The sequence below is a fragment of the Bacteroidales bacterium genome, from assembly GCA_014860575.1.
GTDB lineage: Bacteria > Bacteroidota > Bacteroidia > Bacteroidales > JAAYJT01 > JAAYJT01.
In genome coordinates this window covers 14,662-27,728 of record JACZJK010000021.1, presented here as the reverse complement: position 1 = coordinate 27,728, position 13,067 = coordinate 14,662, and the positions used below count along the sequence as shown (strand labels likewise).

Annotated in this window: 5 protein-coding genes and 1 tRNA gene; 4 read left to right on the top strand and 2 right to left on the bottom strand. The window is 42.9% G+C overall.

The window, feature by feature from the left end; all coding sequences use genetic code 11:
• Window positions 1-410: 410 nt before the first annotated feature.
• Both IH597_05845 and IH597_05840 read right to left on the bottom strand, forming a co-directional pair.
• Window positions 411-710, bottom strand: a complete 300-nt coding sequence (locus tag IH597_05845) for a DUF493 domain-containing protein (GenBank protein ID MBE0661972.1) — start codon at window positions 708-710, stop codon at window positions 411-413.
• Window positions 711-786: 76 nt separating this feature from the next.
• A complete protein-coding gene (locus IH597_05840; GenBank protein ID MBE0661971.1) occupies window positions 787-2,628 on the bottom strand; it encodes a Na+:solute symporter in 1,842 nt (613 codons plus the stop codon).
• Between the two features lie 141 nt (window positions 2,629-2,769).
• On the opposite strand from IH597_05840, the gene IH597_05835 reads away from it, so the two are divergent.
• From IH597_05835 to IH597_05820, 4 genes are all read left to right on the top strand, one after another.
• Window positions 2,770-2,843: transfer RNA gene (locus IH597_05835), tRNA-Asp, on the top strand.
• Window positions 2,844-3,358: 515 nt separating this feature from the next.
• Window positions 3,359-4,216 carry a DNA/RNA non-specific endonuclease gene (locus tag IH597_05830; protein MBE0661970.1) on the top strand — a complete coding sequence of 286 codons (858 nt, stop codon included), beginning with the start codon at window positions 3,359-3,361 and terminating at the stop codon, window positions 4,214-4,216.
• 321 nt (window positions 4,217-4,537) lie between these two features.
• The gene (locus IH597_05825) at window positions 4,538-8,290 is read left to right on the top strand and encodes a PKD domain-containing protein (GenBank protein MBE0661969.1); all 3,753 of its coding nucleotides are present in this window, start codon (window positions 4,538-4,540) and stop codon (window positions 8,288-8,290) included.
• A gap of 80 nt (window positions 8,291-8,370) precedes the next feature.
• A complete protein-coding gene (locus tag IH597_05820) occupies window positions 8,371-13,065 on the top strand; it encodes a carboxypeptidase regulatory-like domain-containing protein (protein ID MBE0661968.1) in 4,695 nt (1,564 codons plus the stop codon).
• Window positions 13,066-13,067: the final 2 nt, after the last annotated feature.

The window sequence follows — 13,067 nt, the reverse complement described above, 5'->3', positions numbered from 1 at the left end:
GATTTCCATGCGCTCGTATTCTCATTTTCTCACCTTCTCGGTTTCAGCATTCGGCATATGGAGTTCAAAGTTGCGGGTTCAAGGTTCAAGGTTGAGTCCACTCTGAAAAGTCAATTTGCCCCTAAATCCCCTAAAGGGGACTTTGACAAATTGCTGATTTTTAGCGTTTCCCCTTTAGGGGTCAGGGGTTAAAAATGACAAAAATCAGCAACTTGTGACTTTTCGGAGTGGACTCAAGGTTCAAAGCTCCGGGTTGCTTTTTTCTGGTTTCAAGTTCCATGTTTCTTGATTCTTGTCTCTTGTTTCTTGTGTCTTGATACTTCTGTCTTGATTCTTGTCTCTTGTATCTTGATTCTTGTGTCTTTTCTTGGGATTTGGGGCTTGGAATTTGGGTCTTGCCTCTCATGTCTTCACAGCATCATCACCCCTTCGATCTCAGCAACCTGCCGGTAGCGGGAAATAACCTCATCGGGATTTAGCATTACAATTTTCACCGTAACGCTGATATAATTCCCTTTATTACTTGTTTTTTCAAAGAACCTTGAGTCCTGTTCAAATATCTGTCGCAAAAGGGCCATTTTACGGTTGTCGTTTGGCAAAATAAACTTAAACATGTATACCGAAGGCCATGAAGTATTGGTCTTCAGCCGTGCATGGAGGTTCGTATAAAAATCGTTGTTCATCAATGGATCAGGGATTAAATCATTCATAAACATTCAACCCCGTGTAACGATTAAAGTTCAAGAAAGGGATTACTTAAATGAACAGAATGGAGTTGGAAAAGTGTTAAGACATGCGTAATCTTTTCCAGAACCGGGTCAGCAATATGCCTGAAGAAATGGCAAGTCCTGCGAATACCAGCGTCGCCGTATGGTTCGCATACAATAAATTCCCAATGGTAAATAATGTGCTGTATATCATCACACATCCGAGCATCATGCACAAAAGACCGGTTGGAACATCCCAGCGCAAATCGCTTTCCTTGATAAGGTTGATATTTTCGGCTTTAGCTTTATCCACAACTGCCTTCCAGCCAGGCCCGCCCGGCCTGATTTTACGGTAAAAATTCCTCAATGTGTCATCGTTTACCGGATGCGTGAGGAAAGTAACTATTATCCACGACAAAGTTGTAAGCGTTACTACACCTGTAAATTTGAAGATATTCCAATAAGTTTCAGAAGCAGCAATTCCAAAAACTTCAACCCTGCCCTCGCCTGTTGATTGGAGCACAAAATTTTCAACAAGAATAAAAACGAGGGAGAAAACTCCGGCTGCTGCCATAGCCGAGAGTTCAGAATATGCGTTTATCCGCCACCAGAACCACCTTAAGATATAAATCAAACCAGTACCGGCGCCAATCATCAGTAAGTACTGGAATGCCTGAAGTGCGTTTTGTAATACCAACGCAAGCAAGACTGAAAAAAACATCAATACAACGGTGCTGATCCGTCCAAATCGTACCTTTTGCCGTTCTGATGCTTTGGGGTTATAGAATCTGCCATAGAAATCATTTACAAGATATGACGAGCCCCAGTTTAGTTGCGAAGCTACTGTTGACATAAAAGCGGCGATGAGTGAGGCAACCACAAGTCCCAATAATCCGGCAGGAAGGAATTCGCGCAGCATGGCCGGGTAAGCGAAATCATTTTTAATGTATTGGGTCGAAACTTCCGGAAAAGCATCAATCATTGACTGGATATCCGGGAAAATTATGAGCGATCCCAATCCGACAATGATCCATGGCCACGGACGCAATGCGTAATGGAAAAAGTTGAAAAGCAATGTGGCACTCACGGCATGGGTTTCGTTTTTAGCAGAAAGCATACGTTGGGCCACATAGCCTCCGCCGCCTGGCTCAGCACCCGGATACCAGGCCGCCCACCATTGGATGGCAATCGGGATCAGAAAAATACTTAAAAACAACTCTGGCTGAGAGATGCTTGGCAACAGGCTCAGTTTATCACTTACAGCAGGATGGGAAAACAACGCAGTAAGCCCGCCTACCTCAGGCGACCGGGTCACATACACCGCAGCAATTACAGCACCGAGCATGGCAAAACTGAACTGAAACAAATCGGTCCATAATATTGATTTCAAACCGCCAATTCCGCTGTAAATCACCACAACTACAGAAGCGATAATAAGTGCTGGTGCAGGTTGTAAACCTAGCATTACTGCCGCAATCTTAATGAACGCCAACGATACACTGGCAATTACCATGACATTGAAAAAGAATCCCAGGTAAACAGCCCTGAAGCCTCTCAAAAAAGCAGCCGTTTTCCCGCTGTAGCGCAATTCGTAAAATTCAAGATCTGTCATTACTTGTGAACGGTTCCAGAGTTTTGCATACACAAAAACAGTAAGCATACCGGTGAGCAAAAAAGCCCACCATAGCCAATTACTGGCCACACCACCGGTTCGAACCATATCAGTAACCAGGTTGGGTGTATCGGCCGAAAAAGTTGTGGCTACCATAGAAACACCCAGCAGCCACCACGGCATATTCCGACCCGAAAGAAAGAAATTGGTAGTATTGTTACCAGCATTCCTTGAGGAAATGAAGCCAATAGAAAGCAGAACCAGAAAGAAACCCAAAATGATAATCCAGTCAATCGTTTGTAAAATCATGGCAGTTAATCGTTTATTTAAATTGCAGGCTCAATAGTTAGGAGCGTCTAAAGTAGAATGAATTTATGAGATAAAAAACAATGACTTTCTTTGCCCGAATAAAAAATATCGTATATTTGCACACCTTTTTAAGGGAATGTTGGATCGGTAGTTCAGTTGGTTAGAATACGTGCCTGTCACGCACGGGGTCGCGGGTTCGAGTCCCGTCCGGTCCGCTCCTAAAATTACAATCCTTTCAATTAACGCTAATTATCAAGTAGTTAGCGTTTTTTTATTTGCCTCAGTTCCTGCCCTATTACAACAGCATACCGGTCAACCGATTCCTATAGGAACATCAGCTCGTTTGCAACTATCCAACCTTCCTTAAAGGAACAGCCTCATAAATCCTCCAGGTTTTAGATGCTAATTATTCCAAACTAACACTCTAGCATCTATAATAAATACAATTCCCTAACATCTGGTCAGCCCGGCTAAGGATTATTATTTATGTGAACCATCAATTGGTTACTGTTATGTGTTGACTTCATTTTTCATTTATCGTATTTTTGCGATGTTGTAACTTCCTGATATCGGCGTACTACATTGCATTAGCAACAGCCTTTTCATTTGAGCTACTCACTATTGAAATGGTCAGTTTGTTCTGCTATTTCAAGTTACAGTTGTGTTCAGAAAAGCCTAAAATGAAAACTTTCAAATAAATGTGATTTAGTTAAGAAATAATTAAACTGCAATGAAACAAATATTCACACTCTTCTTCATTTTCAATGCATTCGTTCTTTCCTCACAAGATGCCTTGTTCGACCTGTCTTATGTACACGAATCCTGTAAACACAATGAGCATTTACTGAGATTGTTTACGATTAATGGAGTGCCTCAACACCAGAATCTTGATGATACATTAATCATTCTTGTTAATAATGGTTATTGCCTTGGGTTCTCAAAAAAGTACAACCAACCTCTTTGGGCTGCCTACCAGGTATCCAAATCCAGAAAAGAAGTGGATTATGAACGATTTCCATTCTTTGCTGATGATGTCAGGCTTCCGCTAGCTCATCAAATTGGAACTGAGACCTTTGGTGGTGGTTATGACAGGGGTCATCTGGTACCCAACTCTGCCATTAATAAACAATATGGCAAAACCTCCCAAATGGAAACCTTCCTGATGAGCAACATCTCTCCTCAGAAGGCAGAACTCAACCAGGGAGTCTGGCAAAAACTGGAAGCTGAGATTCCTGGAAGATATTGCAGCCGAAGCAATAGCTTTCCTCATGTTTGGGTGATCGTCGGACCGGTTTTCTCACAAACACCCGATACACTTCATCGAAAAAATGGACTGAAGGTACCAGTACCTGAATCTTTCTTCTGTATTTTATCAAGACCCGATAGCAATCCCTGGACAACGCCGGTAATAGATCATTATTTATCCTTTTTAATACCGCAAAATGTTCTCCGCAACCAGAAATTAGATGAATCGCTCATCATCAGCATAGATGAAATTGAAGCATTAACGAATCTCAATTTCTTTTCCGATTTCACTCCTTATTATCAAAATAAGCTCGAATCAGATAAGCCAACATCCGTTTGGTAAAATATTAATAAGCAATTCTATTCATTTTCCTTAACTGAGTTGCAGTTTCGTTTCGCTTTAACACAAGGCAATTCAAGGAAGTGAAAAAAACCTATATGATGTTTTAAGTGCAGGCCTCAAGTTAGTTTGCATCTCTATTGCTTTTTACATATTCCAGTACCTAGCTTTTCATCCACCCTATCTAGAATCATTATTTATAGCCGTGGTTGCCGCATTATCATAACCTAATTAATTGACTTTGGGGTATTTAATGTCGTATCTTTAAGACTTCTTAAAATAACACCAAACCATCATAACCATTTATGACCAAAACCCCTACCCATGAGAAAACTGATTTCTACCACGATTTGCCTCCTAACAGCAACGCTTTGTATGGCACAAAGCGGCTCATTCAGCAACATTACGGTTAGCCAGCGAACCGATGGCAGCGGCTTTGTTGATGTTTATTTTACCCTGAGTGGTCCAGGAGCTGCCTACGACCTTAGCCTTGAGGTGCGCTTTCACAGCGATAGTGCATACATACCAATTCCTGAAGAGTTTCTAACAGGTAGTTATATGGGTATCACTCCCGGAAGCAGATCCCTTGTCTGGGATGGCCTGGGCAGTTTCCCGGGAACCTACAGCCCTGATGCAAAACTGAAATTGATTGCGGTTGAAACTGAACCTTGCCCTGAAACCATCACAGACGTTGATGATAACATATACAACACGGTTCAGATAGGCGAGCAGTGCTGGATGAAAGAAAACCTTAAAACCACAAAATACCGCAATGGATCATCCATTGAATATCCGGGCAGCGACAACGAAGCCTGGAGTAGTAATATAAACGGCGCTTATGCCTGGTATGATAATGATATTGCAATGAAGGACGCTTATGGCGCGCTTTATAACTGGCCTGCAACTTCAAATTCTAAGGGTTTATGCCCTGCAGGATGGCATATTCCCAGTTCTGATGAATGGATCCAATTGGTTGATTATCTTGTTGACCAGGGCTATCCTGACCAGTGGGACAATCCGAACGGTGCAGGCAATGCCCTGAAATCATGCCGGCAGGTAAATTCACCTTTGGGCGGAGATTGTAATACAACCGAACATCCGCGCTGGAATGCGCATAGCACACATCATGGTTTTGATGTTTTTGGTTTCTCAGCGTTGCCAGGTGGCAACCGTAGTTTTGGCCCTTATGAGAGCATTGGTGAAGGGGGCTACTGGTGGAGCTCCACTGAATATTACGATCTCGGAATCGGCTTCTATCTGTACTTCAGTTATGGCAGTACAGAAATGCATTCTGACAATTATCAGGAAGTGGGCTTTTCCGTCCGATGCATCAGGAGTGGACCTATGGTGGATTTGCCAACTGTGATAACAAACCCTGTGACCAATATAACAGCCACCACAGCTACTTCAGGTGGAAATATTGCCGGTGATGGCGGTGCTGAAATCACAGCCCGCGGTGTTGTCTGGAGCACTTCTGTGAGCCCAAGCCTTGAAAGCAATGATGGCTTTACCACCGATGGAGAAGGCACAGGTGAATTCAGCAGTGAAATAACCGGACTTATTGCCCAGACGACTTATTATGTGAGGGCTTATGGCACCAATAGTGCCGGTACAGGATATGGAAACCAGGTACAGTTTACCAGCGGTGAATTTATATGTGAAACCTCAGTTTTGTATGATATTGATGGCAACACATACAATACCGTACAAATTGGCGACCAGTGCTGGATGAAAGAGAACCTGAAGACAACAATGTACCGCAATGGCGAATCCATTGTTTACCCGGGTTCTGATAACACTGCCTGGCAAAATAATACTATCGGAGCCTATGCATGGCATGGCAATGATATGTCGTGGAAGGACAATTACGGAGCATTATACAATGGATATGCAGTAACGAATGTCAATGAACTTTGCCCGGCAGGATGGCGCGCTCCATCAGATCAGGAATTAACTCAGCTCACTGATTTTATTAATGACATCAATGTTGGAAATATTTTAAAATCCTGCAGGCAGATAAATTCTCCATTGGGCGGGGATTGCAACACATCAATACATCCGCGATGGGAAGCTCATGCTACACATTACGGAACTGACGCATTGGGTTTTTCATTCCTGCCCGCCGGCTCCCGCGGTGCAAACGGCTCATACAACAATTTTGGCACCTACGGTTACCTTTGGTCATCCACCGAGGTATCCACCACCCTGGCATGGTACAGAGATTTAGGTAACATGAAAAGTACAGTTTACCGTAACAATATTAATAAAGCTAATGGCCATAGCGTTCGTTGTGTGAAGAATGACGCCAACTTTACCGGAGGCCCAACCAGCGGCTTAGCACCACTAAACGTAAACTTCAATGACCTTTCAACTAACAATCCAAGTAGTTGGCTATGGGATTTTGGCGATGGAAATAGTTCATCAGCGCAGAACCCTTCTCATACTTATTATACACCTGGCACTTATTCAGTCACACTTACCACTTCAAGCGGTGGTGTAAGCAATACCAAAACCAGGACTGACTATATTTCTGTATTACCCTACATTGAAATACATGAGGCCTGGTTCCCTTTTGATGGTAATTTCTTTGATTACTCGGGTAACAACTATCATGGTGTGAACATGGGTACAACCTGGACAACAGACAGATTTGGAATCCCAGGCAAAGCCTTGTCATTCAACGGCAGCAACTCTGGTGTGATGTTAAACAGTGGATACCCCCCTGTTTTTAGTGGAAGTTTGACCTTTTCATGCTGGATGTATTTTAATGACGACAGCCGTGGCATCTTATTTGGCAGTTACAATACTGCCTATAATGTTAACTTCGAGAAACATACCGATTACAGGCTTCGCATTTACTGGAATAATGGCGAAAGAGATTTATATACGCCTCCTGGTGTGGTTTCGGCACATTCCTGGTATTTTGTAACCTTCATCAGAGATGTCATTACTGATTCATTCCATATTTATTTAAATGGCCAGCTAATAGAAACCTTCCCCGATGTAGGATCCAATATTGCCCCTGCCGGGCCATTCTTTATTGGACGGGATTCCAGGACAGGACCAACAGTTGTTTTCGGAAAGATGGATGACATCCGCATTTACGGAAGCGCCCTATCTGATACTGAAGTCTTGGCACTCTACAACGAAATTTCCACACTGCCTTATCTTTCAACCACTCCGGCAACCGTTATAACCGAAATTTCTGCAATATCAGGAGGGCAGGTAATCCATGCCGGTGGTTCCCCTGTTACCGACCGTGGGGTAGTTTGGAGCACACAGGCAAACCCAACAACGGCTAGCAACCTGGGCATTACTGCCGATGGTTTCGGCTTAGGTGAGTTCACTAGCAACCTAACCGGCCTTGACCCTGCAACCACTTATTATTTGAGGGCTTACGCCAGCAACGCCACTGGAACAGCATACGGAATCCAACTCAATTTTACTACCGGTTCCTTCGTAATAGATAACGACGGCAATGTTTACAATACCGTGCAAATTGGCAACCAGTGCTGGATGAAAGAAAATCTCAAAACCACGCAATACCAGAATGGTACCCCCATTGAATATCCCGGCAGCAGCAACACTGCATGGGAATACAATACGACGGGCGCATATGCATGGTATAACAATGATAGTACTTATAAGGACATCTATGGCGCCTTGTATAATGGATATGCAGTATGCAACGCAAATAGCTTATGTCCAGCAGGATGGCATATTCCTACAGATGATGAATGTAAAATATTGGAGGGTACTGCGGATAGCGATTATGTCGTTGGAGATACTATCTGGAACAGTCATGGATTGAGGGGCTTTGATGTTGGCAAAAACCTTAAATCCACAACCGGATGGTACGGTGGCGTAGGAACGGACCTTTATGGATTCAGTGCTTTGCCTACAGGCCGTCGCTACACAACTGGGACATATGATGGTCTTGGTGGCAGTGGAGGCTGGTGGTCATCGAGTTTGTATTCGTTTGGCCTAATGACCAGATACTTGACTACTCAGGATGGTTCTTACCGGTTGTGGGACTCTTATACAATTGGAAGGCCGGTGCGCTGCCTTAAAGATTAGGCTTAATACTGTCAGCTTACTGAAATACATCAGTACTGTCATACCGAACCAAACACAAAAACAATAAAATCCCCAATATCATGAAATCAAAAATCAACATACACGCAATGCTGCTCATCCTTGTTTTTGCAGCATGGAATATACAGGCACAGGAAATTACAGGCTATTCACCTCCTTTCAACTTCGATGCGAGGGTTACCCATTTGCAGGGAACTGTCAGTAATGAGGGAACAGCTATTGAAGGTGCAGTTATCTTACTTATGAACACGTTTAATAGCTATGAAACAACCAGCGGCATTGACGGGTCATATAGCATTGACTCGGTTCCTATGGGCAACTATATGCTTTCAGCCACTAGAACAGGCTACTATTTATTGAATCAGGAGGTATTTATTACCGGAGATACAACACAAATTATTGATATAAGCCTGATCCCATACGGAGATGAGTCATTAATCATCAATAATTCGCTTACTGCCTTCGCCGATGATATTGTTGAAGACCCGCCCAACTTTTTTACCCTGACCGGCAATGTGCATATCAATAATATCCTTCATTTTGATGGTGACATTAAGATTGATAAGCGGCCAAACCTTGTGCACCCGGTGTTAAAAGGCAATTGCAAGTTGTTTGCAGATGGCATAGCTGATACAGATTACTGGGTAAAGGAAAATAACAACCAGTTTGAGTACCTGGTCATAGATGACCGGCTTGTTCCGTTATCAGTAGATTTTCTCATTGGCGGGGCGTTTTTTATCGGCGGATTTAATATTACGATAGGTGAAATTATTATTGACCCAGAGGGGGACTATGTTGAGATAAAGAGTATTGTTGAGATGCCCTTTCCGATCAATAAGGTGAAAGATTATCTCCTTGGTCTTTATGAACTAGAACTGCCAATGTTTGTAGAACAAATGTCGGGGAGCCATATTTTATCAAAAACTGATGGTGTTCAAACTGCAATGGATATCAGTGGACTCAGTGTAAATATCGGCATTGTATCTCTTGAAGATGTTAGTCTTTATTACAACACTTACACACAAACGTTTGGTGGGGGATTTACATTAAATATTCCCGGAGGTTTGCCAGATAAGCGGATTGAGCCGGATTCAACTTTGCTTGACATTGAAACTGGCCAACTTCCTGTAGAGATCCGCGATGAAAATGGCAATCTGGTTGACAGTCTCACGTTCAACGAATTCATTGAGGTTTACCGTTCCGGTGGATTTGCACTCCTAAGTTTCGGAGCCGAAGTAGAATTTGTAGAGGGGGCAATCAATAAAATCATCCTTTTTATTGGCACTAAGGTTCCCATTGGTGCAACCGGGTTGTTTCTGACAAAGGTTACCGGTGGAATTGACGACCTTGCCACCGGAAATTGGAAAATCATCGCTAATGTTGACATTGAACTTGGATACGAAGTTCCAGTCCTTGGCTCACCAGTAAAACTCGAAAATTTCGGTGTTCTGATCCAACCCTGGCAAACTTTCAGGGGTGGCGGTTCATTCAAAGTCTTTAATTATGAAGTGTCAAACGGATACATCGAATACAACCGGCCTTTGAACTCCTTGTCCGCCGAATGCAATCTGAATTTATACGGAGGGCTTCTGAAAGGCAGGACCTATATGAGCCTGGTAGGCGGACATGTAAATGGTTCAGGATTATTATCAATACAAACGCCCGGCAACCTGCCCTGGTTTCTGAGATGGGCGCGCAACAGGAAAATTGGAACTGCAACGGCAGATCTGAATAACCAATATTTCCAAAGCAGTATCAGGATTGGTTGGCTTAAGCTTGCCCAAAAACTCAAATTTGGCAAAACTGGTTTCCCCTGGTTTAATTACTATATTGGCCGTAATCTGGGCCACCTGCATAAAATCTGGAAGGGTCAAAAAGATGGCAAACAAGCCATTACCTTTTTGGTTGCTGAGAACGCAAGACAACTCCTGGTTGTGGCAATGGATACGCTCAACCCGGCTACTTTTCACTTCACCCTTCAACACGATTCCACCGGTGTGGTTTACAACCAGGATAATGCATACCACTATAAAGTGGACTCAATAGAACAGCAAACAATCATGTCGGTTCTGAGCCCAATGAAAGGCGAATGGACATTTTTTACAGAATATGCTGGCGAAATTGAGGTTTTTATTGCCTCAACCGATCAGGAACCCACATTGCTCGTTTCTGATCCTTCAGAAAGGCGAACCCGGTCGAACCAGATATCGCTGAGCTTTAACGATTATTCCGACACGCTAAACGTGCAGGTGTATTACTCTAACAGCAACAAGTACTTCAACGGAACAATGATTAATGAATTTACAATTATCAACAACGGAAGCCTTGATTTTACTTGGCAAAACGATGATGTACCCAATGGAGAATACTTCATTTACAGCCGCATTGACGACGGTTACAATGAGCCTGTGTTGCAATTTGCGCCAGGTTCGATCTGGGTCGAAAATGAGGCCTGGATGGAATTACCGCAAAATCTGAAAGTGGTTCAGGCAGACGATATCTTGCAAGTGAACTGGGATGAGCCTGTTTCGGGCAGTATCATAGCTGCCACAGTTTATTACAGGAACATTTCAAGCGGCCGAACTGAAGATGAATCTGTATTTGGAGAAAACTCAATTGAGATTACAGGGCTAAAACCCGGACAGGAATATAAACTATGGGCATGTTTTATTGATGAATATGGCTCTTTCAGCCAACCCAGCCAGGACACCAATGTAATTTTCACTAGCAGCGACAGGAATAACCCGCCCTATTTCACGCTCAATCCCGACAGTATATTTGTGTTCGTGGAAGAACAGGAATGGAGATATAAACTGAGCGCTAAAGATGCTGATGGAGATGCTTTATTATTTAATATTCCAAACGACACCCTGGGTATTACTCTTTCAAATGACACGCTCATCTGGACACCAGGGTTTGGTCTCAGGGATATTTACGAACTGATGATTACAGTAACAGACGGTTCCGATATTGATACGACCTGGCAACAACTTGCAGTTCATCCGAAGCATCAGGTGGACGTAGACCTTTCTTTCAGCTCAGTAAATCTTTACGAAGATGATAACATGTTCGTAAAAATCAGGAATTTCCTCTGTGAGGATTTTTATCAGCAGGTGACTTTACGAAATACCCGCACCCAGGAACTGGTAAACATAGAAACGCGCAGGGTAAATGATTTTGATTACATCGGTCAGTTTGGCCTTTCGTTTATTAAAAAAAGTGAAATAGCCGTGGCAAATGGCGATACCATTGAAGCAAAGTACATTTACCTGGGTGATGAGTTTTATGCATATGCCTATTACGACAGTACAGCACAGGCTACTGATAAGATTGCACCCGGAACAATTGCTGACCTGACAACAGAGCGAATGCCGGAGAACATGGTTAAACTTAAATGGACAGCTACCGGAAACGATGTCGAAATTGGCAAAGCGTACCGGTATGATATCCGCTATGCTTACACACCAATAAACTCGGAAGACGCCTATTTAATAGCGCACAGGATATTCAGCTATCCTTATCCATCATTGGCGGGACTGCAGGATTCGTTAATCATAAACCTGATGAACCTCGACAGCATTGCATACTTTGGAAATATATACTTCTCAATCAAAGCAGAGGATGAAGCACAAAACCGGGGAGCATTAAGTAACAGCCCGGCATTGCCTTGCATGCTAAATCCTGTAAATCTGAGTGCAGGTGTTGAAGATGTTTACAAAATAGCCTTGAATTGGGGTGGCCCTTTGCCCGGCGGACAAAACTCTGCATTCAAGAGCTATAAAATTTTTAGAAAAATAAACCAGGGGGCATTATCGCTGCTTCAATCAGGTGTGACCCAAACTGAATTTGTTGATGACCTGAAAGATTTCCCTGACGGCACATATCAATATGCGATCCAGGCTGTTTATGAAAACGGTAGCAGCGATCTCATTTTTGCCTCACCAGTAGTTCTTGAGAGGTTCGTAAATGTTAACATGCTTCTTAGTCTGGAAGGAAGAACAAATTACAATGGTATTGCTTTTGAAATGATTGGACTTGACACTGTTTACAGCCAGCAGTTCAATCGAACCACAAATACAACTGGTCTTTTACTGCTACCCGGTGTATTTTATGGACAATATGCAGTTACGGCATTAAAAGATGGGTTCTTTATTCTTTATGACACAGTAACCGTGACGAAATACAGCTACTCCTTTAACTTGCAACTAGCCAGCCGCGTACCCATACGAAGATTTGTTCATGGATACAATTTGATTGCAGATACTTGTTTTGATGCAGTTCAGGATATCATTGTTGATAATTTGTTTCTTAATAATGAATCAAGTAAGGTTTTACTGATTGCCGGAAAAAGAATAACTATCAACCCTGCAAGTGCTGTAGAGAACGGAGCTTATCTTCACGCATTCATTGACGAATCCGGGTACTATTGCCAGCAGCCCGAGGCTTTTATTGCAGCCGATGATGAAGAAGAGAGTTCTTCTGATTTATTGAATGACAAACATGACAATGCCGACAGTTTCTTCAGTCTGTATCCGAACCCAACGAAAGGTAAATTCACTTTGAAACTTGCAGAAACCGAAGAGTTAGCTTCCGTTGTAGTAGAAGTTTACAGTATGATTGGCGAAAGGCTACTGCAGGCAGAACTGGCAGGTCAGAGCCAATACAACTTTGATCTGACTTCCAGCCCACAAGGTATTTATCTTGTAAAAGTGCTGAAAGGAAATCTAATAGACGTTAAGCGGATTATTAGAAATTAGAG